Origin of the sequence: Microvirga zambiensis WSM3693, assembly GCF_016735695.1 — a bacterium.
GTDB lineage: Bacteria > Pseudomonadota > Alphaproteobacteria > Rhizobiales > Beijerinckiaceae > Microvirga > Microvirga zambiensis.
Genome location: NZ_JAERQD010000044.1, coordinates 1 through 23,178, shown reverse-complemented (window position 1 = coordinate 23,178; position 23,178 = coordinate 1). Strand labels below are relative to the sequence as shown.

Sequence of the window (23,178 nt, the reverse complement as noted above, 5' to 3'; positions counted from 1 at the left end):
GCTTCCATGTCCCTTGATCTCGCCTTCGTCCGCTCCCAGTTTCCCGCCCTGGCGGACGGCTTCGCCTATTTCGACAACGCCGGCGGCTCCCTCGTCCTGCGCAATGTCGCCGAGCGCATCTCGGAGTATCTCCTGACCACGAGCGTGCAGACGGGCGCTGGCTACGAGCATTCGCAGCGGGCCACGAGCCGGCTCATGGAGGCTCGCGCCAAGATCGCGCGGCTGCTCGGCGCGCAACGACCGGAAGAGATCGTGCTGGGACCCTCGACCACCGTCCTGGCCCAGTTCCTGTCCCGAGCCATGGAAGGCCGCCTCAAGCCGGGTGACGAGATCATCGTCACGAATTTCGACCACGAGTCCAATGTCGGCCCATGGCGCTCCCTGGAGAAGCGCGGCATCGTCATCAAGGAATGGTCCATCGATCGCAACAGCTACGAGATCGACCTGGATGAGCTCGATCGCCTGATGACCGAACGGACCCGGCTCGTGGCGGTGACCCATGCCTCGAATATTCTGGGCACAATCAACCCGGTCAAGGAGATCGCCCGCCGTGTGCACGAGCGCGGCGCCGAAATCGTCGTCGACGCTGTTGCCTATGCTCCTCACCGGGCGGTGAACGTGAGCGATCTCGACGTCGACTACTACATCTTCAGCTTCTACAAGACCTACGGTCCCCATTTCGCCGTGATGTACGGCAAGTACGAGAAGCTGCTCGACCTCGATGGGCTCTATCATTACTTCTATGGGCGCGAAAAGGTGCCGATGAAGCTCGAACCTGGCAACACCAACTACGAGCTCGCCTGGGGTTCGGCCGGGATTGTCGACTACATTGACGCCCTCGGCGGCGGCACCGGCGACCGGGTCGCCATCGACGTCGCCTTCGGCAAGATCGCGGCACACGAGACCCTTCTGGGAGAAAAGCTTCTCGCCTATCTGAGGGACCGCAACGACGTGCGCATCGTCGGGCGCCGGGACAGCGCAACGGATCGCCGCGTGCCGACCATCGCATTCAAGGTGAACGGACGCGACTCGGCCGAGATCGTGCGTTCCACCGAAGCCGACAGGATCAGCATACGCTTCGGGGACTTCCACTCTCGCCGCCTGATCGAGCATCTGGACCTTGCCGAGGGCAATGGCGTGGTGCGCGTCTCCATGGTGCATTACAATACGCCGGAGGAGGTCGATCGGCTGATCGAAAGCCTCGACCGCGCGCTCGCCTGAGGAGGACGCCATGGAGCTCGATCTCGCGATCCGCGGCGGCACCGTCGTCACCGCATCCGACACGATCCGCTGCGACGTGGGCATCAGGGGTGAGCGCATCCTTGCGCTGGGCGAGAATCTTCGCGCCCAGCGGGAGATCGATGCTCCCGGGCTCCTCGTGCTCCCCGGGGGCATCGACAGCCATGTTCACATCGCCCAACCCTCCGGGCCCGGCGTAGTGATGGCGGACGACTTCGCGTCTGCCACGGCTTCGGCCGCGGCCGGTGGCAACACGACGGTTCTTCCCTTCGCACTCCAGCAACGGGGCACGTCGCTTCGCGCCTGCGTCGAGGACTACAGGCGGAAGGCCGAGGGCGAGTGCTACGTCGACACGGCCTTCCACCTGATCGTCTCCGATCCGACGCCTGAGGTCCTGGGGCAGGAGCTTCCCGCACTGCTCAGGGACGGCTACACGTCGTTCAAGGTATTCATGACCTACGACGATCTCGTGCTGAAGGACCGCGAGCTGCTCGAAGTATTCGAGGTGGCGCGCCGCGAGCGCGCCCTCGTGATGGTGCACGCGGAAGGATACGACGCAATCCGCTACATGACTGAGCGCCTCGAGCGCGAGGGCCGGACCGCTCCGTACTACCATGCGGTTTCCCGCCCCGAGATCGTGGAACGGGAAGCCACGCACCGGGCGATCAGCCATGCGGAGCTCGTCGATGTGCCGATCATGATCGTGCATGTGTCGGGTCGTGAGGCGATGGAGCAGATCCGTTGGGCACAGTCCCGCGGCCTCAAGGTCTATGCCGAGACCTGTCCGCAATACATCACGCTCACCGCCGAGGATCTGAAAGGTCCGGACATGGACATGAGCGGTGCGAAATACGTCTGCTCGCCTCCGCCGCGAGACGTTGAGAGCCAGGCGGCCATTTGGGAGGGGCTGCGCAGCGGCGTGTTCCAGACCTTTTCGTCAGACCATTGCCCATTCCGCTATGACAGTCCGTCCGGCAAGCTTCACCCGAACGGCAAGTCCTCCTTCCGCTGGGTGCCGAACGGCATCCCCGGTGTTGAGACCCGCCTGCCCATCCTGTTCTCGGAGGGCGTTTCCAAGGGACGGATCTCCCTCAACCGTTTCGTGGAACTGACCGCCACCAACCACGCGAAGATCTACGGGCTCTATCCACGCAAGGGTTCCATCGGCGTCGGTTTCGACGCGGACATCGTGCTCTGGGACCCGAACCGGCGCGAGGTCATCCGCCAGGAGATCCTGCATCACGGTGCCGACTACACGCCCTGGGAGGGGTTCGAGGTCATCGGCTGGCCGGTGACGACGTTGCTGCGTGGCCAAATCGTGGCCGAAGAAGGACGTATCGTCGGTGCGAAGGGAGCTGGTCGCATCCTGGCCCGGGACGTATCGGCCTATGCCGCGGGCAGCGACACCTGAAGCCGGCGTTTCCGTCCGCTCTCCCTAAAATGGGCAGCACAGATGCCGATGCCGCCCCCGGAAGTCCAATTTGGTACAGCCGACGATGATCGAGATTGCCATTGTCGCGCGCACTCGGAAGGAAACTTCGCTGCTGCGCACGCTTAAAGCGAAGTTATAGGGATGCCCTCAGATAACCGAAACTCTGGGACATGCCGAACAGCATTGCCGTCGCCTCTGGCAAACGAAACCAATGGATTTGAAGATCACCAAGGTCTCCGTTTGCACATCCGCGAAGGAGACCGAACGTCCGCATCATGCGGGCACAACAGACATTCATGAGGCATCGGCAATTTCCTTGCGTGACCGAGGCTGTGTGAAAACGCTGATGAGCCACTCCATGAAGAAACTTTATGTCTCGTAAGGTTTGCTAGGCCGGGGAATCCTCGGTGCAGACGCCAGAACTTGTACAAATATTTTGCCCTGATCGGTCTGGTTCGCGTTTTCACACAGGCTGGTGACCCAAAGCCGACGGTCCCTGCCGCTCAGGATGACCAGTTCTCCCTGAACTCGCCGAACAACGTCAGTCCGCCACAGGCGTAGAGCGTCTGGCCGGTCACGTATGAGGCATCGTCGGAGGCCAGGAATGCGAACACGGCCGCCATCTCCTCCGGCGTGCCTGCACGGCCCATCGGAATGTGGCTTTCGACGTTCGCCCGCGCCTCCTGGTCATCCTTCCAGCCCGCATTGATGTCGGTGACGATCGCTCCCGGGGCGACCGCATTCACCCGGATGCCGCGATCGGCGTATTCCAGGGCCAGCGTCCGCGTCAGGTTCCTGAGGCCGCCCTTGCTGATCGAGTAGGCGATGAAGCCCGGTTTCGGAATGATCTCGTGGGCGCTCGAGCAGTTCAGGATCGTCCCTCCGCCGGGCCGCGAGAGATAATGTCTGATCGCAACCTGCGAGCAGATCAGGGGACCGGTCAGGTCGATATCCAGAATGCGCCGGTATTCGTCGACGGGATAGACGTGGCTCTCCGCCTGTGACTGGATGCCGGCGTTGTTCACCAGGATGTCGAGATGTCCCCAGGCCGAAAGCACCTCGTCGAACATGCGCGAGATCGCGTGCTCGTCACCGACGTCGGCCTGGACGATCATATGCGGCTTGCCGGAGCCGCCGGTCGTCTCCTGCGCCTGGCGCAGCGTCTCCTCCGCGGCGGCGTGCGATCCGCTGAAGTTGATAGCGACGGTGGCGCCTTCCTTGGCAAAACGGACGGCGATGGCCCGACCGATTCCACGTGAGGCTCCCGTGATCAGGGCATACCGCCCTTCGAGACGGCCAGTCGTCATGATGTCGGTCCTCCGGAATGCTCGGGTTTTTGCGAACGTTGCCGTGATTGTCCGGCGTGACCTGCCAAAGCCTCAAGCCTGGGGCAGGGGTATCCGGGCATCGGCGGCGATACTGATCCCCCATCCATCACCTAGGCGTGGCAATGGCGTTGACGAGATCGAAAACCCCGTTCTGGGCCACCGACACACAGGTTCCTGTTCTCAAGCGTCCGTGAAGGCACGCAGGACATCGGCCGAGGGGTAGGGGGCGGCAGGGCGCCGGCTTCAAGAGATCCTGCGGATGACCGCCTTGCATATTCAATCGCCATCACCTGCACGTGATGCAGATCCGGCGTATGAACACATCCGCCTTGACGTTGACACGAGAAGGCTCGTTCCCATGTCGATTCATGGAGGTCACTGCGATGATGACACGCCGGACCCTGGTGAACGCCGGTATCGCGAGCATTGCCGTTGCGGCTGGGATATTCAGGCGGATGCCCCGAGCCTTCGCCGGCGAGCGTTTCGCCGTGACACATACCGATGCCGAGTGGCGCAAGCTTCTCAATCCCAGCCAATATGCCGTGCTCAGACGGAGCGGCACCGAGGCACCTTTCAGCAGCCCGTTGCTCAACGAACATCGCAAGGGGACCTTCACCTGTGCCGGCTGCGGGCTCGAGCTGTTCTCCTCAACGACCAAGTTCGAGAGCGGTACCGGTTGGCCCAGCTTCTGGGCGCCGTTGGAGCAGGCGGTGGGCATTGAGGAAGACACATCCTATGGCATGGTCCGGACGGCGGTGCACTGCCAGCGGTGCGGCGGCCATCTCGGCCATGTCTTCGATGACGGGCCACCCCGACCGGGCAGCGCTATTGCATGAACGGTGTCGCAATGAACTTCCTTCCCGCAGCCTGATCCACAGGGAGCCCACCGATGAGACCAGCCGGATCTGCCACCGCCGAGCGTCACGCGAGATATTCGACGACCGTCCTCTTCCTCTCGGTTGTCCTGACGACCGTTGAAATCCTTGCAGCCCGACCTGCCGGCCAGCGCCCGTGATCGCACTCTCGGCTTCCGTGCTCCCTGGGCCGGAGGCATCAAACTGTTTGAGGTCGTTGCTGGAACGGAAGCGGTCTGGAATCCGTTCGTCATCAGGGAAGGATGAGCGGATCGTGCCTCGCTTCGTTGCCAAGCCGTTCAATTGGGTGGTTATACTCACACTGGCTTCAGGCAGACGGTCAATCCTGCGGCATGATCACTGCCCAACCTGAGGGGCGCACTCCAGGTGCCGATTCAAATCTGGCCCACCCAGATCTCATTCCAATCATTCTTTTGGCTTCGCCACCATGCCAGCGCGACGCTTGTCCTTGAGCTGGTAGCCCTTGCCACTGATCTGCACCACCGTCGAGTGGTGCAGCAGCTGATCGAGCATGGCCGCCGTCAGCACGGTCTCCTCGGCTAAAATCTGGTCCGAACTGCCAAAGGTCGGATTCGAAGGAAGGATCATCGCGCCCTTCTCGTAGCGTTTGGCCACCACCTGGAAGAACAGGTTCGCCTGCTCGCGGCTCATTGGCAGATATCCGATTTCATTGATGATCAGCAGCCGGTAGATGTTGACGGCCCGGTGCAGGACCTCGTTCCAACGCCCCTGGCGCTGAGCACTCTCCGACAGCAGAACCAGATCAGCCGCGGAGATAAAGCGCACCTTCCAGCCTCGCTGGGTCGCCAAGTAGCCGAGCACAATCGCCAGATGGGTCTTGCCCACTCCGGAGGGGCCCAGCAACACCACGCTCTTGGTCCGCTCGACAAAGGCGAGGCCTGCCAATTCCAGGATCTGCTGGCGAGGCGCACCGCTGACAAAGCTGAAGTCGTAGCCGTCGAGGGTTTTGATCGCTGGGAAGCGTGCGGTGCGCAAACAGGTCGCGCGCCGGCTGGCGCCGCGCGAGGCCTGTGTCAGAAGGTCCACGTGACCGCAGCGGCCGATCAAGCAGAAAGCATTGAGACGTGAGCCGTAAGAAGCCCCGTCCTTTAGGTCGGGGAGCCATTCACTAAGTCGGATGGAACTCTAGGTTCTCCAATCCCTTGATGGGCATCGGCTGCCTCACAAGGACCTAAGAGGCTGACTCAAAAAGACTTGTGATCGTTCAGGTCCTTGCGAGCCGCCTGGTCAGCATCCGGATGTGGGCGATGAAGACCCAAGCCACCGCACTTTCAATGGAGGCTTCGAAGTCCTTGGCCAGACGGCGGCAGCGTCCAAGCCAACCGAAGGTTCGCTCCACGACCCAGCGGCGCATGAGGACCGCAAAGCCTTTGGCCGCATCCGAGCGCTTGATGATCTCGATGGTCCAGTGCCCGAGAGTGGCGATCGCGTCGCGCAACTTATCGCCCGCATAGCCGCCATCGGCAAACACATGGCGCAGCCAGGGATAGAGGGCGCGGATCGAGGTGAGCACCTCCACGGCACCATCCCGGTCCTGGATGTCGGCGGCATGGACGCGCAGCCCGACGAGATGGCCTTGCGTGTCGGTGATGATGTAGCGCTTGCGGCCCTTGATCTTCTTGCCGGCATCAAAGCCGCGCGGTCCGCCGGCTTCGGTGGTCTTCACGGACTGGCTTCTCTGTCGCGGAGGATTCAGTCAAGTGGGAGATAGCCACAAGAGCATGGTTGATCCGCTGAAAGGTGCCGTCGCGTGACCAGGCATAGAAGTAACCCTTCACGGTCGAATAGGGTGGAAACTCCTTTGGCAGCTGGCGCCATTGGCACCCGGTCGAGGCGAGATAGAGAATGGCATCGGCCACGGCGCGCAGGCATGTCATACGCGGACGCCCGATCCGCCGGGCGGCGGGCATGAACGGCTTGACCAGCGCCCATTCGGCATCTGTGAGATTGCTTGCATAACGCAGTCCATCCCGCCGATACTGTCGGCGAGTGGCCTCGGTCCAAACCATCGTGACCTCCATCGAATCTTCGCAAATCCGACGGAATCACAGGGCCTTGAGGCCACTCAACCTTTTTCAGTCAACTTCTAAGCTGGACTTTGGCCTTTTTTGAGGGCGCCGGAGGGTCAGATGTGGATCCAAAACGCACGCTCTGAAGCGATGTAGTCCAAGGCCCGCTCCAGGGTCATGGTGGGCGTGCCGAACGGACCGGGAGCTTTCCACCGCTCGCCATTCCACCACAGCACCTGAACCTTCTCGGGATCGTCGGTCGGACGCAGGCGTGCGACAGGTGCTCCGGTGCGCCGGCTCAGCAGCGAGTAGCCGCCGCCCCGCTTCTCCACCACCACATCATGCGCGTGGCAGAAGGCTTCGAGCCCCTCCAGGATGAGATCGTGTTCGGGCATGGGCAGGCCATCTCCGCGGGAAGGCGTTGATCTGTCGGTCATCACGTCCGTCAGAGCGCGCCATGATATCTTTCGCACCGGCCCCTGTCCTCCTCCGATGGTTCGCGCCCTTTGCGAGCGCCTTCACCGCGCCAACCTTGCGGGGCGTGCTCGTGCTGATCGCCGGCACCATCCTGACTCCGGGCCGACGCACCGTCACGGCCGCCCTGAGCATCCTGGGCCTGCGCGAGCTCGCCAGCTTCACCACCTTCCATCGCGTGCTCAACCGCAACCGCTGGGCGCCGCGTGATCTCGCGGGTCGGCTGCTGCATCAGCTCGTGGAGACCTTCGTGCCTGAAGGACCGGTGGTGATGGCCATAGACGAGACCATCGAGCGGCGCTGGGGCTCCCGGATCAGGGCCCGCGGCATCTATCGCGATCCGGTTCGCTCCAGCCATGGCCACTTCGTCAAGACCTCGGGCCTGCGCTGGATCAGCCTCATGCTCGTTACGCCGATCCCCTGGGCCGGTCGGGTCTGGGCCCTGCCGTTCCTCACCGTCCTGGCGCCCTCGGAGCGCTATGCCCATGAGAGAGGGCATCGGCACAAGCTGCTGATGTCAATGCCGATTGAATCGTCCTCAGAAGCGCCGAAGTAAAATTCCCCACTTCTGCCGCCTACGTCCTCAGGGGCTCGGGACCGTTTTTCGGCGGCCGTCCCCGTGGGCGGGAGACGTGCGCCGGATTGGGTGGCGTGATGAGCGCCTTGGAACGCACATGCTCGGGCATCAATTCGGCGTGCTGCCGCAGCCGGTAGCTTGAGCCCTCGATCTGCACCACCACAGCATGGTGAAGAAGGCGATCCAAAAGGGCCGTGGCGACAACAGCGTCTCCAAAAACCTCGCCCCATTCCGCAAAGCCGCGATTGGATGTCAGGATCATGGCGCCTTTTTCATAGCGGGCATTGACCAACTGGAAGATCAGGTTACCCCCGCCGGATACCACGGGCAGGTACCCGATCTCGTCCACGATCAGATCGGCCAGCGTGCAGAAGTACACGCTCTTGCCGGCCTTGACCGCCTCGACCCCGAGCGCGGTGGCAAGATGGCTCTTGCCGGTGCCGGGCGGGCCGAGAAAGTGCACGACTTCGCAGCGGGCGACAAAGCCCAACTGCGCCAGGGTCAGGATCCGGTCCCGGTCGAGCGAGGGCTGGAAGGTGAAGTCGAAGCCCGACAGCGTCTTGATCGTCGACAGCCGCGCCATGCGCAAGCCGGTCTTGATGCGGCTGTTCTCGCGCAGGCTCAATTCCTCGGACAACAACGTGTCGATGGCCTCCAGGGCACCGATCTCGCCCTGCTCGAGGCGACGCACGATGGCGTCGAGCGCCTCCAGGGCGCGCGGCATTTTCAGGCCGACCAGATCCTGGCGGATCCGCTCCAGGGTCGTGGGAATGAGGTCCAGGGGAGCACTCATGCGCGTGTCTCCCGAGCCAGGTGACGGGCGACCGCGTCATAGAATTCGAGCGAACGCTGGGCGACCACGTCGCCGGTGCGGCAGACCAGGGCGACCTCGGCTCCACGCCTTTGCGGCGCGGGAGGGCTCTTGCGGTGGCCGGGCGCGACCCGGCGCTGGTGGCGGCCCTCCAGAACGGGATGGGCACCAATCAGCGCCCCATCCTCGAAGATACGGATCTCGTCGGCCAGGGTGTGCACCTCGACCACGCGCCGGCGGGTAGCATCGGGCACGCTGTAGAAGTTGCCGCCGACACTGACCATGCCGTCGCGCGAGATCCGCCGCTCCAGCCGCAAGACGGAACGGAATGGGGCCAGCGGCAGTGGCCGGAAGAAGGCATGCTCCTCAGCAAAGGCCTCCATGACAACGCGGCACGTGGTGGCATGTACGCGCGGGTTGGCGACGGTGGAAAGCCAGTGCTGCAGCTGCCGGTTCAGGTCCTCGAGATTGCTGAAGGATCGCGCCAGGAAGAAGTCCTCGCGGATGTAGCGGAAGGGACGCTCGACCTTGCCTTTGGTCTTGGCCCGGTACGGGCGGCAGGCTTTGGGATGGAAGCCGAAGTGACGGGCCAGATCGATGAGCGCGCGGTTGTAGATAATGCCGCCAGGAGAGGTCTCGCCGGTGACCACGGTCTTCATGCGGTCGTAGAGCACCTCGTGCGGCACGCCGCCCAAAGCCTCGAACGCCGCCACGTGACAGCGCAGCACGGTGGCCAGGTCCTGATGCAGCACGAAGCGGGCCCAGATCAGGCGGCTGTAGCCGAGCACCAGCGAGAACAGCCAGACGACGCGCGGGGTCGTGGGCTCGTCGGTGAACACGACCTGGAACTGGGCGAAGTCGACCTGGGCCTGCACACCGGGCGCGGTCTCGAAGCGGAGCTCGAAGGGAGATGACGCGGCGGGGCGGATCTCGCGCAGAAAGTCGGTGACGGCGGTGTAGCCCCCGGCATAGCCGTGCTCCTTGATCTCGCGGAACAGACGGCTGCCGGTCAGGCCCGGGAAGGCGCTCACGCGCTCGCGCAAGTAGACGGTGAAGGGGTCAATAACGGTCTGACGCGGCTTGCGTGGGCCATAGGCCGGCGCCTCGAGGCCGCGTTGGATGTACTTGCGCACAGTCTTGCGATCAAGGCCGCTCTGTCGGGCAATGGCCGAGACCGACATGCCCTGCCGGTGCCAATCCAGGATCATGACTAACTCCCCAAGCTGGATCACCGCATGCCCTCCTGATTATCAGGAGCAGCATCGGCAAAGAGGGGCTGCCGGTCTTCCCCGGGACGGCCAAAACGATTGGCCACCGCACTCACCTGGGGAAAATTCAATCGGCAGGTCTGGGGAGTTTTACTCCGGCATCAACAGGGGTGACGGCAGGGCCCGTTCGAAGTTGGTGATGGCTTTGCCCTGGCGATGGTACAGGCCGCTTTCGATCTGGTGGACCAGAATGTTGCGGCTCCAGCCATGCTCGATGGCTTGACGGGCGTACCAGAGACGCTCTGCCGGATCCTTTACGGCCTCGACCAAGCGAACGTTGTGGCCCCACGGCAATCGTGCAACAACCTGTTGCACCATCTCCCGGTCAGGATAGGCCTCGGCAAACGCCCGCATGTATTTGAGGTTTCGGCCTGAGAGGCCGGTCATGTCCGGAAACGCCCGTCTAAGATCGTCGCCGAGCCGGTCGATGACGCGAGCTCCCCAGCCTTCCGATGCCTGTCGGACAAGGATGTCCTGGCCGATGCTCTAGTAGAGCAGGATCAGCTCTTGGTTCACCGCGACGGCAGCCCGGAGACGAGCGGCGCGGATCCGCTCCTTCAGCTCGCTTAGGAGCGCCGTATAACCGTTGAGTTCCGGTGTGGGAGGCAAGCTCACCATGGTTCAACTCTAGCAGGGACAAGGTAAATCGCTTTAGCCGAAAGTTGTTACTTTTTAGCTCCTGACATAAGTCGTTTCTTAACGAGATAGCATTTCATATAAAGAACATTTTGACAATAAGTCTGTGGCGAAACGGATCCCCCGTCGCCTGGTAGAGCATTTGACCGGCGAGCAGGACAGAGGCACACGGGAGGCTTGCGCCTGGCTTCTTCACTCCTAGTCTTCTTGCTTACCTTTTTTTCGGTAAGGACACGCGCCAAACCGTGGCGGAGAGTACCATGACAGATCACAGCCACTCCGACGATCCGCACGAGCACTGGAAGCACCACGGCGTTCAGGTGATCAAAGGCGACCGCCTCGATCCGAACACGGCCCAGACTCCAGGCATGTTTCGCCAGGCCGCGATCAATCATGCTCGGGTGGGGGCTCAGAAGATCTGGGCGGGCACGGTTTCGATCCAGCCGAACGCCAAGACCGGCGTGCACCACCACGGCGAGCTGGAGAGCGTCATCTATGTGGTGCGGGGCAAGGCGCGCATGCGCTGGGGCGAGCGGCTGGAGTTCGTGGCGGAGGCCGGTCCTGGGGATTTCATCTATGTGCCGCCGTTCGTGCCCCATCAGGAGATCAATGCCAGCCCCGACGAGCCTCTCGAATGCGTCCTGGTGCGCAGTGACAACGAAGCCGTCGTGGTGAACATCACCGATGTGGACCCAGTCGAAAAGCCGGAGGAGGTTTACTGGGTCGACCCAATCCACAAGCACCCGAAATAGAGCCAGGACAGCGGCTCAGAGACAGGCTCAAGTTTAGCCCCGATGCCCTATCAGGCTAGCTGCGATTTCACTTTGCCCAGCCCTCACCCGCAAAATCAATCCCGAAGACGGAATTCACACCCGCATGCAAGCCTACAAGACGCTGGAAGCACGCTTTGCCCGCATCAGCTCGATCGAGGACGCGATCGGCATCCTGCAATGGGATGCAGAAACCATGATGCCGGACGGAGCTGCTGATGGCCGCTTCGATCAACTCGCCACACTCAAGGGTCTCGCCCATGGGCTTCTCACCGCACGCGACACGGGCGATCTCCTGGACCGAGCGGATCAGGACAGCAGCCTTCTCGGCGATTGGCAGCGCGCCAACTTGCGTGAGATGCGCCGGATCTACCTCCATGCCGCCGCGGTTCCGGCCGACCTCGTCGAGGCCAGCTCTAGAGCCGTTTCCCGGGCGGAGCTGGTGTGGCGCGAGGCTCGGCAGAAGGGCGATTTCGCCCAGCTCCTGCCGCACCTGTCACAAGTGCTCGCTTTCCAGCAGCAGATCGGCCAAGCCAAGGGCGAGGCGTTGGGGCTGTCGCCTTATGACGCCCTCCTCGACACCTACGACCCTGGCCTTCGCCAGGCTGCCATTGACCCTCTCTTTGCCCAAATCGGTGCCGAGTTGCCAGCCCTGATCCAGGAGGCACATGAGCGGCAGAAGAGCCTTCCTGTCATCCAGCCGCTGGAGGGCCCCTTCCCTGTTGATGACCAACGCCGCATCGGCGAGCAGTTGATGAGGGCCGCTGGGTTCGATTTCGACCGGGGGCGGCTCGATGTCAGCCTGCATCCCTTCTGTGGGGGATCCACGGGCGACGTCCGGATCACCACTCGCTATAGCGAGGCAAACTTCATGAGCGCGCTCATGGGCGTGCTTCATGAGACCGGACATGCGCTCTACGAGCAGGGCCGCCCGGAGACATGGCGCCGTCAGCCAGTTGGGCTGGCCCGCGGCATGGGCCTGCACGAGAGCCAATCCCTGCTCATCGAGATGCAGGCCTGTCGGAGCCGGGAGTTCGTGACCTATCTAGCACCCCTCGTGCGGGAGGCTTTCCAAGGTGAGGGGCCAGCCTGGAGTCCGGAGAACCTCCATCGCATCCTGACCAGCGTGGAGCCGGGCTTTATCCGCGTGGACGCGGACGAGATCACCTATCCTGCTCACATCCTGGTCCGCTACAAGCTCGAGAAGGCAATGATTGCCGGCGACCTCCAGATTCAGGATCTCCCTTCCGTCTTCAACGACGAGGTCAGAAGCCTCCTCGGTCTCACCGTGCCCAACGAAAGCCTGGGTTGCCTGCAGGACATCCATTGGCCTAGCGGTGCATGGGGGTACTTCCCGACCTACACGCTCGGGGCCATGACGGCGGCCCAACTCTTCAGAGCCGCCTGCCAGGCGGATGCGGACCTCCTCCCAAGTCTGGCGAAGGGTGATTTCGCGCCGCTTCGGATCTGGCTGCGCGCCAACGTCCATTCGAAGGGGAGTCTGCTGACAACCGACGAGCTTCTGGTTGCTGCAACCGGGCGACCGCTGACGGCGGAGATCTTCCGCGTTCATCTGCAGGAACGGTATCTCGGACGCTGAGGGGGCCTTAGCTGCAAATGACGTTGATCAGTCTCGCCCTGGGCCGCTTGCTATCCTGGACAGCCATCATATTGATCGTAATCCTGGTTTCCGTAGGCCTGCTTACCAGACGAGCTGAGGCACAGCCCGATAGTGATCCGTGCCGGCCAGTCCAGTTTGCTGACAGCACCTTCGTGGTCTGCACGGCGGATCTCCGCAAATACGAAGTGAGGCTGTTCTGGCGAGGGCCAGGCGGGGAAGTGCTAGGCTCGTTCGATCGCTTGAAACAGACACCGGAGGGTTCGCGCGTCGCTTTCGCGATGAACGCCGGCATGTACCATGAGGATCGCTCGCCCGTGGGTCTTTACGTCGAAAATGGCAAGGAGTTGAAGGCGGCTAACACAAGGAATGGTCCCGGAAACTTTCATCTCAAGCCGAATGGCATCTTCTTTGTTAAAGGCCGTCAGGCAGGCGTGCTTGAGACGGGAGCCTATCTGAAGCGGACCAGCAAGCCGGATTTTGCGACACAGTCGGGCCCGATGCTCGTCATCAACGGGCAAATCCACCCTCAATTCTCAGAGCAAAGCACCTCGCGCAAGATCCGCAACGGTGTTGGGGTGAAAGGCCAAAGCACGGTCGTATTCGCGATTTCAGAAGATCCGGTCACGTTCAGCACATTCGCTCGCTTGTTCCGGGATGAGCTAGACTGTGCCAATGCTCTGTTCCTGGACGGAAGTGTCTCCAGCCTCTATGCCCCTTCCCTGGAACGGATGGACACGCTCATGCCTATGGGTCCGCTCGTTGGAGCGCTGCGCCGACGCCCATGATAAGCGCTGCCGACGCTGCCAATGATCAAGCCTGGGGGGTGGGACTTGTCCCGCCTCACGTTCCGCAGAACGTCTGATAGACGCGCTCGCTTGGCTCCGGGGGGGCAGCATAATGTGCAAACGACGGCTGGTCCTCGTAGGGTTTTGAGAGAACCATCAGCAGCTCCTCGAAAGGAGCAAAGTCGTCTCGTTCCACCGCAGCTTGGATCACTATCTCCACGCGATGATTGCGCGGGATATAGGCCGGGTTGACGGCTCGCATCGCAGCTTGGCGACTTGCGCCATCGTGCGGCTCATGACCCAACCGTTCCCGCCAGCGGGTGGCCCAGGCGTCATAAGCAAGCGGGTTGATGAAGAGATTGCGAACAGCCGTGTCCGCTTCAGGTCCGGCAGCGGCATCGCTCAGCCGCCGGAAAGTCAGAGTAAAGTCCGCCTGGTTCTCGGCCATGGCCTTCAGAAGATCCCCGGCGAGCGTCGAGTCCCCCTCGCGTTCCGTCAGCAGCCCGAGCTTGCGCCTGAGCCCTTCGTGATAGGCTGCCTCAAACTTACCTGAGAAGGCTTCGAGCGCTTCGTTCGCTTCCGCGACAGCCTTTTCCTCATCCTGGGACAGGAGCGGCAGAAGCGCCTCGGCCAACCGCGTCAGGTTCCAGAGGCCGATGCGCGGTTGGTTGCCATAGGCATAGCGGCCGTTCTGGTCGATGGAGCTGAAGACCGTTGCCGGATCATAGGCGTCCATGAAAGCGCACGGGCCATAGTCGATTGTCTCGCCTGCAATGGACATGTTGTCGGTGTTCATGACCCCATGGATGAAGCCGAGGTGCAGCCAACGGGCAATGAGATCTGCCTGGGCCGCAATGACTTGGTCCAGGAGTTCGCGATAGGGCCGGTCACTCTCGGCGGCCTGTGGGTAGTGCCGGCCGATGACGTAATCCGCGAGGAGGCGCAGCCCCTTCACATCCTGCCGGGCTGCGAAGAACTGGAATGTGCCGACCCGTATATGACCCGAAGCCACCCGGGTGAGAACTGCCCCGGGAAGCAGCGTCTCGCGGACAACCGTCTCGCCGGTCAACACTGCGGCGAGCGCCCGCGTTGTCGGCAGCCCAAGCGCCGCCATCGCTTCACTGAGGAGGTATTCGCGCAGAACAGGCCCCAACGCCGCACGCCCATCACCGCGGCGCGAGAACGGTGTCGGACCTGAACCTTTGAGCTGGATGTCCCGGCGGACGCCATCTCGATCAACGACTTCGCCGAGAAGAATGGCCCGGCCGTCACCGAGCTGCGGTACGAATTGCCCGAACTGGTGCCCGGCATAGGCCATGGCGATAGGCTCCGCCGTATCCGGAACCCAGTTGCCGGACAGAAGCTCAACCCCATCAGGACTGGAGAGGAGATCTGGGTCGAGGCGGAGCTGTAAGGCGAGATCCCGGTTCAGTCGGATGAGCCTCGGAGCCGTCACAGATGTCGGTTCTACACGCGCGTAGAAGCTGTCGGGCAAGCGTGCGTAGGTATTGTCGAAGGGGAAATGAAGGGTCATGGATCCGATTCATCGTCAGGACCACGGGAAATCGTATTGGGCTTCCGGGAAAACAAGAGTCATCGTAATCTCGGACCAGTTTCAAGGTGCTCCCATTTCAACCGCTACCTGATGGGCCCGCACGAATGGAGCCCAGACCTCCCACTCCAGGTTTTACTAACTCCTTCATGCCCTTGCATGCCCTTGTGCATTAACGATCTGGCGACCCGCACCTTCTAATCTGCCCCGCCAGGCTCACGCATGAGCCTGTTACCACAGGTTGAAGGTACGGGCATGCGAGGCCAAGCCGATCTTTTCTTGGACTACGACGCACCGCCTGGCCCGATCCGAAGGCCCACGGACGATATCATCGTCAAGGCCAAGCCACGCAGCGAATCCTTCGAAGCTCCTGATCATGAGGCTGCTGCCCGGATGCTGGAGGCCACCGGCGACTATCGTGTTCTCCGCCGATTGCAGCCCCGGCCCGTCGTGGTTTCGCGTGCGCCTTGTGACGGCGAGAAGATCGCCGTCATCCTGGACACTGAAACCACGGGCCTCGATCACACCCGGGACGAGGTCATCGAACTTGGCATGGTCGCCTTTCTGTACGATGAGGAAGGGCGGATCGGTGATGTGATCGGCACGTTCAATGGTCTGCGCGAGCCGAGCGTGCCGATCAGCCCGGAGATCACTCGCCTAACGGGAATCTCGCCCGACATGGTTGCCGGCCAGGTGCTCGACCTTGAGGCGGTCGAGCGCTTCATCACACCGGCAGATCTCGTCATCGCGCACAATGCGCGCTTCGACCGCCCCTTCTGTGAGCGCCTGTCGAAGGGCTTTCAGGTCAAGGCCTGGGCCTGCTCGCATTCCGAGATCGCCTGGAACGGGCTTGGGTTTGAGGGATCGAAACTCGGGTACCTTGTGAGCCGGTGCGGCTGGTTCCACCAGGGCCACCGGGCCGTCGAGGACTGCCATGCCCTGCTCGAGGTGCTCGCAGCGCCCCTGCCCTCCGGAGCCGGGCTTCCCTTCGGACATCTGCTCGCCGCGGCGCGGAAGGCGCTCGTGCGCATCTGGGCCGAGGGCAGCCCGTTTGACATGAAGGATAAGCTGAAGGCGCGAGGATACCGCTGGAACGATGGAACCGACGGCCGGCCGAAAGCGTGGTGGGTGGAGGTTGACGAGGAGACCGGCGAAGTCGAGCTCGCCTTTCTCCGGCGCGAGATTTACCGGCGCGAGGTCGAGCCCTACACCCAGAAGGTCACTGCCTTCGAGCGGTTCCGGTCGGCACGTTAGTCGACGGCAGCCTTCTCTCCCGGATGAGGACATCCTCTGGAGCTGACCCGAGCCTTGAAATCTTAGCCATTTACGGCCATCTCATCGCCCGCCGGAGCAACAAGGTTCATCTCACGCCATGACGACTTCTGACACCACCGCCGCTGAGAACCACACCTTCGAGGCCGACGTCGCCAAGCTGCTGCACCTGATGGTGCACTCGGTCTATTCCGACAAGGACGTCTTCTTGCGCGAACTGATCTCGAATGCGGCCGATGCCTGCGAGAAGCTGCGCTACGAGGCGATCTCCCACCCCGCCCTGCTCGGCGATGATCCCAAGGCGCGGATCACGCTGCTGATCGATACCGATGACCGCCGCCTGACGGTCGAGGACAATGGCATCGGCCTGAGCCGGGACGAGATGATCGAGGCGCTCGGCACCATCGCGCGGTCGGGCACCAAGGCCTTCATGGAGCGGATCCAGGCCGCCCAGGGTAGCGAGGGGGCTCAGCTCATCGGCCAGTTCGGCGTCGGCTTCTACTCGGCCTTCATGGTGGCCGATCGGGTCGACGTTGTCTCACGCCGAGCAGGCAGCGAGGAGGCCACGGTGTGGTCGTCCGATGGCAAGGGCTCCTACACGGTCACGCCCGCAACCCTCGATGACGCCCCGACCCGCGGCACCCGGGTGATCCTCCACCTGATGGAGGATGCCACGTCCTACACCGAGCGCTATCGGCTCGAGCGCATCGTCAAGGAACAGTCGGGCCATGTTCCGGTGCCGATCTTTCTCGTCGAGAAGCCCGGGGCGGAGCCGCAGGAGGTCGCTGATGGCGCCGCTCTCTGGGTCAAGCCGCGCTCCGAGATCACGCCGGAGGACTACACCGACTTCTACCGCAGCGTGGCCGGTCAGTTCGACGAGCCGGCATTGACGGTGCATTTCCGGGCCGAGGGCCGCCACGAATACACTGCTCTGGCTTTCGTGCCGGGCTCCACGCCCTTCGACCTGTTCGACCCCGACCGCCACGGGCGGATGAAGCTGTATGTGAAGCGGGTCTTCATCACCGACGAGGCTGAGATCCTGCCGCGTTACCTGCGCTTCGTGCGCGGGCTCATCGACTCGGCCGATCTGCCGCTCAATGTCTCGCGCGAGATGATCCAGGAGAGCCCGCTTCTGGCTGCCATCAAGAAGGGCGTGACCAGCCGCGTGCTCAGCGAACTTGATAAGCTCGCGCAGAACGATGCGGAGGCTTACACCAAGGTGTGGGAAACCTTCGGCCCGGTGCTGAAGGAAGGGCTCTATGAGGACTTCGAGCGGCGCTCGATGTTGCTGGGACTGGCGCGGTTCAGGACGACGGCTTCCGGCAGTGGATGGCGCTCGCTCAAGGACTATGTCGGCTCCCTCAAGGAGAACCAGACGGCCATCTATTATGCGACCGGGACGGATCTTGCGCGTCTTGAGGCCTCTCCTCAGCTCGAAGGCTTCCGGGCGCGTGGCATTGAAGTCCTTCTGCTTCCGGATGCTGTCGACAGTTTCTGGGTCACGGCTGGCGTCGATTACGAGGGCAAGCCGTTCAAGTCCATCACCCAGGGCGGCGCGGATCTGGCGCTCATCCCGTTGGTTGATGGCAAGGACAATGCGGATGCGCCGGCAACGGAGGCGGTCACGCGCTTCATTCAAGCCGTGAAGGCAACCCTCGGTGATGCCGTCGCCGATGTCCGCGTTTCCGAGCGTCTGACGGAAAGCGCCGTCTGTCTCGTGGCGCCTGAGACCGGCATGGACCGGCAGCTGGAACGGCTCCTGGCACGGGCAGGACAACTGGGATCGGCAGCAAAGCCAGTCCTAGAGATCAATCCGCGCCATGACCTCGTTGTCGCCTTGGCGGCTCTCGGAGATGCCGAACAGACACTGCGTGAAGACGCTGCGCATCTCCTGCTTGACGAGGCCCGGATCCTGGACGGCGAACTGCCGGCTGATGCGAAGGCATTTTCGCAACGGCTAGCACGGGTCATGCACCGAAGCGTTTCCAAGGACTAGACCGGAACGACTATAGAGCGCGCGCGGTTTGCAATCGCCGCGCCTCTCTGGGCTCGGTGCGACCTTTATGTTCCACTTGGCAGTGTTCTCCAACACCGTTGCGACGCTGGGAGTGTAACATTCCTTGTTTGCCACGGTGGGACATTCTAACTTTGCGCTTACAGCAAATAGACCGGTAACAAAGATTTTGACAAGAAGTCCCTAGGCTTGTCGCTACAGGGCTGAGATAGGCTCCCTTCTCGCTCATTTAGCGCCCGAATCCAGTCTGTGGCTTTGCCGGCTGGAAGCCTTCTCATGAGTGACGCTCATCCGTCCCTTGAAGGCCACGTTGCCCGCCCCAACGGCGAAGCCCAACCACAGCCCGTCATGAACAGCAGATGTGCCGTTGGAGACTAAAGCGATTTCAGCCATGGCTATAAGCACGCTTACAATATTTCACGTTATAAGGTCATAATTCGACTGAGTGCACAATGTTCTTCACGAACGGCGCAATGTCCCTTTGACATCTTTGCGCAAATTGCGAAATAACACTTGCAGCTGGAGGCGCATAGGTATCGCTTTGAAACCACGTAAGAATCAGCTCGAACTGGCACGCAAACTGGGCGTTTCCGTCAGCACAGTATCGCGCGCGCTGTCCGACTCTCCTGGGATTGGCGAGGATCTTCGGCGTCAGATTCAGAAGCTGGCGAATGAGGTTGGCTATCAGCCTCGTGGATCGAAAGCCCGTAGTTTGAAAGTCGCTAGTCGGAAGGCAGTGGCGTTAGTTACGCTCGATCGTGTTACAGGCGGTCTTGCGAGCTTCTACGACGGCGTACTTGATGGCATGCTCCTCGAGGCACGGCGTTCTTCGATGGATATCGATGTACGTCTCATCGAGGAGAGAGCACTCGTTCTGAAGCTTTTCCGCGGCCAGGTCGACCCGAGCGCAGCTGGAATGTTCTTTGTCGGTCTCGACCCACCGGAGGATGTTCGTAATGCCTTAGTCTCAGAACGAATACCGACGGTACTCGTGAACGGCGTAGATCCGTTGATGCGCTTCGACTCAGTCGCCCCGTCCAACTTTTTTGGCGCATACCAAGCCGCCAAGATCCTCTTGGATGCAGGTCATCGCTCCCTGCTCTACGTTACCTCGAAGTTGCGCGGGACAACACAACAGCGGCTTCGTGGCTTCTGTGCGGCTGTCACTGAAACCTCAGGTGCAACGATCGAGGTCTGCGAGTTGGCAGCACCAACACGTGAAGAGGCGGAGAAGGCAGTTGATCGCCTTGTCACAGGCCGGCAAGCCTGGACGGGTGTCTTCTGCATGAATGATCTCTACGCGATCGGTGTCATTCAGGCACTCCAGGGCCGCGGCCTAAGGGTTCCTGACGACGTCTCAGTTCTAGGCTTCGACGATCTACCATTTGCTTCTATGATGTCCCCGCGTCTGTCGACAATGCGAGTCGAGCGTGAGGCCATCGGTCGTCAGGGTGTTGAGTTGATGAACCGACGTTTAGCGAATCCTAGCCTCGCTACCCTGCACGTCGATGTGTCGGTAGTCCCAGTGGCAGGCGGGACGGTTCGCTCCGCTAGTCAATGAAGGAAAAGGTTTAGCCCTTTACCGCCCCAGCCATGAAACTCCCCATCACCCGTTGTTGCGTTAAAACAAAGACAATCACCACAGGCACGACTGTAAGGGTTGATAAGGCCATGGTCGCCTGAAAGTTGATCCCGTACTCTGTATTGAGTGAGATCAAGGCAACCGGCAGGGTGTAAGTTTCGGGTCCGGTCGAAAGGACCATCACCGGGAACCATTGCTTCCAATTCAGGAGGAATGCGACAAGCGTTGCGGTCAAAATCACCGGCTTAGCGATCGGCACAATAATAAGCGTCAAGATTTGCCATTCCGAGGCGCCGTCGATACGGGCTGCTTCGATCATCTCCTGCGGCACTGAACGGAAGAACTGCACAAATATGAAGAAAATGAGCGGCACGAGGCTCATGACGAGGATGATCCCGAGGGTGCTGCCGAGTAGGTTTAGTTTGTAGCTAACAAAGTACAGCGGTATGACCAGCAGCATGTGGGGGTACATGATCGTGAGCAGGAAGCTGTATCTGACGCTCGTGAAGAGAGGGAGCCGCGGGTTCCGGTATAGGGCATAAGCTCCTAGCCCTGTCGCACATACGCCGATGGCCGTCGCAAGTACGGTAATCACGACTGAATTGAACGCAAAGCTCGATAAGGGCGTCCCGCCGATGGATGCGATCGTCTGGAATGCGGTCAGGTCGAGATGTTCTGGAATGAGGCGCAGCGGGGCTGAGAGGATCGCCTCCTGACTTCGGAAAGCGCTAACAAGCATCCAATAGAACGGGTAAACAAACATGAGCGCGATAGCGGTCGCGACTGTGTAGAGCACGGTGGATTCCAAGGTCGCCCGGACGGCCGAACGTCTGGCTTGATCCGTTACGGCACCGTCGCTCATCTCTGATCACCCTTTTCCATATACCAGTAAGATGCGGCGACGACCGCGAAGACAATTACAAAGAGAATTGTCGCAATTGCGGTCGCTTCACCATACTGCGCACTGTTAAATTTAGAGTAAGCATAGTAGGAAACGAAATTTGTTGAGAAATTGGGGCCGCCCTTCGTAATTACGAAGATGACTGTAAATGTCTTCAGAAATTCGATGAGTGCGTAGACGGTGTTAATCGTAATGGCGGGCCGGAGTTGGGGCAATGTCACATGGATGAAACGCTGCCAGCGATCTGCGCCGTCAATTTGAGCGCTCTCGTCAAGCGATTTGTCGAGGAGCTGCAGGTTGGTCAGAAAAATTAGGGTATAGAGTCCCACATGGTGCCATGCCTCCACGAGAACGAGAGTGACAAATGCGCTTCCAGGCTGCGTAACTCCAGCGAAGGGCGGGAGCCCTAACCCGAGAAGAGCTTGGTTTACCACACCAAAGTTCTGGTTGAACATCCACTTCCAGACAATGAAGCTTGCAACATCCGGCGTGATGACTGGCAGAAATATCGCCAGTTTGAAAAAGGTACGACCGCGAGACAGCCTTGGGTGCGCCAGCAGGATCGCAAGTCCGATCGCCATGGAGACGTTCAGGATTACAGACAGAAATGTGTAAACCAGAGTGCGCCACAGCGAAGAGTGGAACGCTGGTTCGGCGAGTACAGCGCGAAAGTTGTCGAGCCCGACGTAGACCGGGCTGTCGCTTAAAGCCGTATAGGAATCGGTAAAAGCGACGCGTATGCTCTCGGCAATCGGCCATATGCCGAAAAGCGCTGTAAGCACGGCGAACGGTGCCAGGAAGATGTAGAGCGTCGCGTATTCCCAGTTCCTCTGGCCAACTCGGGGCGACGAGAAGGCCGAGGAACGGTTGATTGTGGCCGAAGAGGACATAAGGGTCCCTGAAATTACTGCGACGAGGATTGGCCTCGCCGCAAGATCACCGCACAAAAAATCGCGAGTAAAGGGCGGGCACGGCCGCCCTACCCTCATCCCTTGCTCTTTAAGCTGGCCTGTTCCTCGCGGAGTTTGTCGGCTGTCGCCTTGACCCAGGCGTTCAGGTCCTTTGGTGGATTGTTGATCGCCTCAATGAGGTGCTTGTAATAATTCTCCTGCAGCTTCAGGTACCAAGGGAAAGTTGAGCTCAGGAAGTCGTCTGTCTGCAGTTTGACATCCGCAGTAAGGAACGGCTTTAGGCCGGGTGTCACGGTCGCTGTGTCCAAATCGCTTCTGACAACCCCGCCCATATTGTTGAGGGAAATCTGCTGGGCCTGCTTTGAGACAATGAACTTGACGAACTGCTTCGCCGCTTCCTTGTTCTTGGCATTCTCGGGAACAGCCATTCCTCGGACTGAGCCCACAACCAACGCGCCTGGAGTGCTTGTGAAGCTTGGATACGGCACAACCACGTAATCACCAGCAGGAGGTTGTTTGTCCCACTTTCCAACATTCCAGTTTCCCACCCGGAACATGCCTACGCGCCCTCCTTCGATGAGCTGATACATGTCCGTGAAAGTGTGGTTCACAGTTTCCGGGGAGACGAGTTTGTATTCGGTGAAGAGCTTTATGTATTCCGTGACCGCCTTGGAAACGTCAGGTTGGTCGATGACAATATCGCCTTTCTCATTCACAAGCGGATGTGGCAAGCCGTTGCCGTAAACAAGGAGGTTGATGCCGCCGCCGGTAATGGAAGGTGCGTCGCCAGCCTGCATGGCAATCCCAAACGTATCTTTCCTGCCGTTCCCGTCTGGGTCTTGCTCCTGGAACTTCTTGCCAATGCGAATGACGTCGTCCCACGTCTTAGGGGGCTGTTCGCCGACTTTCTCAAGCCAGCTCTTCCTCACCCCGAGACCCGTCATGGTGCGTTGGAATGGGATCTGCACAACGCGATTCTTGAAGGTCGAAGCAGTCCAGTCACCGTCCGTAAGGGAGCTCTTGTGCGGATACCGACGCAATCCGTCCATGTGTACCGACTTGAAGTCGTCCACGCTTCCGATTTAATCCCGTCCACCCTT

20 protein-coding genes and 2 pseudogenes are annotated in these 23,178 nt (G+C 61.0%); 10 read left to right on the top strand and 12 right to left on the bottom strand.

What is annotated here, in order from left to right; genetic code table 11:
- The first annotated feature begins 6 nt into the window (after nucleotides 1–6).
- Nucleotides 7–1,221, top strand: coding sequence for a cysteine desulfurase-like protein (locus tag JKL46_RS25270; RefSeq protein ID WP_201838539.1), 1,215 nt, complete (start codon nucleotides 7–9; stop codon nucleotides 1,219–1,221).
- Between the two features lie 10 nt (nucleotides 1,222–1,231).
- Nucleotides 1,232–2,650 carry a dihydropyrimidinase gene (gene hydA / locus JKL46_RS25265; protein ID WP_201838538.1) on the top strand — a complete coding sequence of 473 codons (1,419 nt, stop codon included), beginning with the start codon at nucleotides 1,232–1,234 and terminating at the stop codon, nucleotides 2,648–2,650.
- Between the two features lie 524 nt (nucleotides 2,651–3,174).
- Here hydA and JKL46_RS25260 read toward each other — a convergent pair.
- Nucleotides 3,175–3,978 (bottom strand): glucose 1-dehydrogenase, encoded by an 804-nt coding sequence (locus JKL46_RS25260; protein ID WP_201838537.1) that lies wholly within the window; start codon nucleotides 3,976–3,978, stop codon nucleotides 3,175–3,177.
- A gap of 404 nt (nucleotides 3,979–4,382) precedes the next feature.
- Between JKL46_RS25260 and msrB the strand changes: the two are divergent.
- Nucleotides 4,383–4,870: pseudogene (gene msrB, locus JKL46_RS25255) on the top strand (peptide-methionine (R)-S-oxide reductase MsrB).
- 409 nt (nucleotides 4,871–5,279) lie between these two features.
- Here msrB and istB read toward each other — a convergent pair.
- The 3 genes and pseudogenes from istB to JKL46_RS25240 all read right to left on the bottom strand — a co-directional run.
- Nucleotides 5,280–5,897 (bottom strand): annotated as a pseudogene (gene istB / locus JKL46_RS25250) (IS21-like element helper ATPase IstB); the annotation flags it as partial.
- 202 nt (nucleotides 5,898–6,099) lie between these two features.
- A protein-coding gene (locus tag JKL46_RS25245; RefSeq protein WP_425493297.1) for an IS5 family transposase occupies nucleotides 6,100–6,904 on the bottom strand; the annotation gives its coding sequence in 2 pieces (ribosomal slippage) (nucleotides 6,100–6,574 and nucleotides 6,573–6,904; 807 coding nt in all).
- Between the two features lie 116 nt (nucleotides 6,905–7,020).
- Nucleotides 7,021–7,299: a hypothetical protein gene (locus JKL46_RS25240; protein ID WP_246529514.1), complete on the bottom strand. Its 279-nt coding sequence runs from the start codon at nucleotides 7,297–7,299 to the stop codon at nucleotides 7,021–7,023.
- A 62-nt stretch (nucleotides 7,300–7,361) separates the two neighbouring features.
- Between JKL46_RS25240 and JKL46_RS25235 the strand changes: the two genes are divergently transcribed.
- On the top strand, nucleotides 7,362–7,934 hold the full coding sequence (locus JKL46_RS25235) for a transposase (RefSeq protein ID WP_201838535.1): 573 nt from the start codon (nucleotides 7,362–7,364) through the stop codon (nucleotides 7,932–7,934).
- Nucleotides 7,935–7,953: 19 nt separating this feature from the next.
- Here the strand turns inward: JKL46_RS25235 and JKL46_RS25230 are convergent, their stop codons facing one another.
- The 4 genes from JKL46_RS25230 to JKL46_RS36380 all read right to left on the bottom strand — a co-directional run bounded on the left by JKL46_RS25230 (nucleotide 7,954) and on the right by JKL46_RS36380 (nucleotide 10,652).
- Nucleotides 7,954–8,748 (bottom strand): ATP-binding protein, encoded by a 795-nt coding sequence (locus tag JKL46_RS25230; protein ID WP_201838533.1) that lies wholly within the window; start codon nucleotides 8,746–8,748, stop codon nucleotides 7,954–7,956.
- Nucleotides 8,745–9,998, bottom strand: a complete 1,254-nt coding sequence (istA, locus tag JKL46_RS25225) for an IS21 family transposase (RefSeq protein WP_201838531.1) — start codon at nucleotides 9,996–9,998, stop codon at nucleotides 8,745–8,747. Before istA ends, JKL46_RS25230 begins: the two co-directional genes overlap by 4 nt.
- 126 nt (nucleotides 9,999–10,124) lie before the next feature.
- The gene (locus JKL46_RS35720) at nucleotides 10,125–10,505 is read right to left on the bottom strand and encodes a DUF1016 N-terminal domain-containing protein (protein ID WP_425493298.1); all 381 of its coding nucleotides are present in this window, start codon (nucleotides 10,503–10,505) and stop codon (nucleotides 10,125–10,127) included.
- Between the two features lie 15 nt (nucleotides 10,506–10,520).
- Nucleotides 10,521–10,652, bottom strand: a complete 132-nt coding sequence (locus JKL46_RS36380; protein ID WP_281400054.1) for a hypothetical protein — start codon at nucleotides 10,650–10,652, stop codon at nucleotides 10,521–10,523.
- 278 nt (nucleotides 10,653–10,930) lie between these two features.
- Between JKL46_RS36380 and JKL46_RS25215 the strand changes: the two genes are divergently transcribed.
- The 3 genes from JKL46_RS25215 (at nucleotide 10,931) to JKL46_RS25205 (ending at nucleotide 13,846) form a co-directional block, all read left to right on the top strand.
- Nucleotides 10,931–11,422, top strand: a complete 492-nt coding sequence (locus tag JKL46_RS25215) for a cupin domain-containing protein (RefSeq protein WP_201838529.1) — start codon at nucleotides 10,931–10,933, stop codon at nucleotides 11,420–11,422.
- Nucleotides 11,423–11,546: 124 nt separating this feature from the next.
- Nucleotides 11,547–13,040 carry a carboxypeptidase M32 gene (locus JKL46_RS25210; RefSeq protein WP_201838527.1) on the top strand — a complete coding sequence of 498 codons (1,494 nt, stop codon included), beginning with the start codon at nucleotides 11,547–11,549 and terminating at the stop codon, nucleotides 13,038–13,040.
- 17 nt (nucleotides 13,041–13,057) lie between these two features.
- Nucleotides 13,058–13,846 carry a phosphodiester glycosidase family protein gene (locus JKL46_RS25205; protein WP_201838525.1) on the top strand — a complete coding sequence of 263 codons (789 nt, stop codon included), beginning with the start codon at nucleotides 13,058–13,060 and terminating at the stop codon, nucleotides 13,844–13,846.
- A 55-nt stretch (nucleotides 13,847–13,901) separates the two neighbouring features.
- On the opposite strand, the gene JKL46_RS25200 is transcribed toward JKL46_RS25205, so the two are convergent.
- Nucleotides 13,902–15,380 (bottom strand): protein adenylyltransferase SelO, encoded by a 1,479-nt coding sequence (locus JKL46_RS25200; RefSeq protein ID WP_201838522.1) that lies wholly within the window; start codon nucleotides 15,378–15,380, stop codon nucleotides 13,902–13,904.
- A 273-nt stretch (nucleotides 15,381–15,653) separates the two neighbouring features.
- Here JKL46_RS25200 and JKL46_RS25195 point away from each other — a divergent pair, with 273 nt between their 5' ends.
- The 3 genes from JKL46_RS25195 (at nucleotide 15,654) to JKL46_RS25185 (ending at nucleotide 20,245) form a co-directional block, all read left to right on the top strand.
- Nucleotides 15,654–16,652 carry a 3'-5' exonuclease gene (locus tag JKL46_RS25195; RefSeq protein ID WP_201838520.1) on the top strand — a complete coding sequence of 333 codons (999 nt, stop codon included), beginning with the start codon at nucleotides 15,654–15,656 and terminating at the stop codon, nucleotides 16,650–16,652.
- 118 nt (nucleotides 16,653–16,770) lie between these two features.
- The gene (gene htpG, locus JKL46_RS25190) at nucleotides 16,771–18,666 is read left to right on the top strand and encodes a molecular chaperone HtpG (protein WP_201838518.1); all 1,896 of its coding nucleotides are present in this window, start codon (nucleotides 16,771–16,773) and stop codon (nucleotides 18,664–18,666) included.
- A gap of 559 nt (nucleotides 18,667–19,225) precedes the next feature.
- Nucleotides 19,226–20,245, top strand: coding sequence for a LacI family DNA-binding transcriptional regulator (locus tag JKL46_RS25185; RefSeq protein ID WP_201838516.1), 1,020 nt, complete (start codon nucleotides 19,226–19,228; stop codon nucleotides 20,243–20,245).
- A 10-nt stretch (nucleotides 20,246–20,255) separates the two neighbouring features.
- Here JKL46_RS25185 and JKL46_RS25180 read toward each other — a convergent pair whose 3' ends face one another.
- The 3 genes from JKL46_RS25180 to JKL46_RS25170 form a co-directional block, all read right to left on the bottom strand.
- A complete protein-coding gene (locus JKL46_RS25180; protein WP_201838514.1) occupies nucleotides 20,256–21,128 on the bottom strand; it encodes a carbohydrate ABC transporter permease in 873 nt (290 codons plus the stop codon).
- A complete protein-coding gene (locus JKL46_RS25175; protein ID WP_201838513.1) occupies nucleotides 21,125–22,057 on the bottom strand; it encodes a carbohydrate ABC transporter permease in 933 nt (310 codons plus the stop codon). Before JKL46_RS25175 ends, JKL46_RS25180 begins: the two co-directional genes overlap by 4 nt.
- A 95-nt stretch (nucleotides 22,058–22,152) precedes the next feature.
- Nucleotides 22,153–23,151, bottom strand: coding sequence for an extracellular solute-binding protein (locus tag JKL46_RS25170; protein WP_201838512.1), 999 nt, complete (start codon nucleotides 23,149–23,151; stop codon nucleotides 22,153–22,155).
- Nucleotides 23,152–23,178 lie beyond the last annotated feature (27 nt).

Bases quoted from the DNA above. Each gene is read 5' to 3' on its own strand.
- JKL46_RS25270 (WP_201838539.1), top strand. From the start codon at position 7: ATGTCCCTTGATCTCGCCTTCGTCCGCTCCCAGTTTCCCGCCCTGGCG.
- hydA (WP_201838538.1), top strand. From the start codon at position 1,232: ATGGAGCTCGATCTCGCGATCCGCGGCGGCACCGTCGTCACCGCATCC.
- JKL46_RS25260 (WP_201838537.1), bottom strand. From the start codon at position 3,978: ATGACGACTGGCCGTCTCGAAGGGCGGTATGCCCTGATCACGGGAGCC.
- JKL46_RS25240 (WP_246529514.1), bottom strand. From the start codon at position 7,299: ATGCCCGAACACGATCTCATCCTGGAGGGGCTCGAAGCCTTCTGCCAC.
- JKL46_RS25235 (WP_201838535.1), top strand. From the start codon at position 7,362: ATGATATCTTTCGCACCGGCCCCTGTCCTCCTCCGATGGTTCGCGCCC.
- JKL46_RS25230 (WP_201838533.1), bottom strand. From the start codon at position 8,748: ATGAGTGCTCCCCTGGACCTCATTCCCACGACCCTGGAGCGGATCCGC.
- JKL46_RS36380 (WP_281400054.1), bottom strand. From the start codon at position 10,652: ATGGTGAGCTTGCCTCCCACACCGGAACTCAACGGTTATACGGCGCTC.
- JKL46_RS25215 (WP_201838529.1), top strand. From the start codon at position 10,931: ATGACAGATCACAGCCACTCCGACGATCCGCACGAGCACTGGAAGCAC.
- JKL46_RS25210 (WP_201838527.1), top strand. From the start codon at position 11,547: ATGCAAGCCTACAAGACGCTGGAAGCACGCTTTGCCCGCATCAGCTCG.
- JKL46_RS25205 (WP_201838525.1), top strand. From the start codon at position 13,058: ATGACGTTGATCAGTCTCGCCCTGGGCCGCTTGCTATCCTGGACAGCC.
- JKL46_RS25200 (WP_201838522.1), bottom strand. From the start codon at position 15,380: ATGACCCTTCATTTCCCCTTCGACAATACCTACGCACGCTTGCCCGAC.
- JKL46_RS25195 (WP_201838520.1), top strand. From the start codon at position 15,654: ATGCGAGGCCAAGCCGATCTTTTCTTGGACTACGACGCACCGCCTGGC.
- htpG (WP_201838518.1), top strand. From the start codon at position 16,771: ATGACGACTTCTGACACCACCGCCGCTGAGAACCACACCTTCGAGGCC.
- JKL46_RS25180 (WP_201838514.1), bottom strand. From the start codon at position 21,128: ATGAGCGACGGTGCCGTAACGGATCAAGCCAGACGTTCGGCCGTCCGG.
- JKL46_RS25175 (WP_201838513.1), bottom strand. From the start codon at position 22,057: ATGTCCTCTTCGGCCACAATCAACCGTTCCTCGGCCTTCTCGTCGCCC.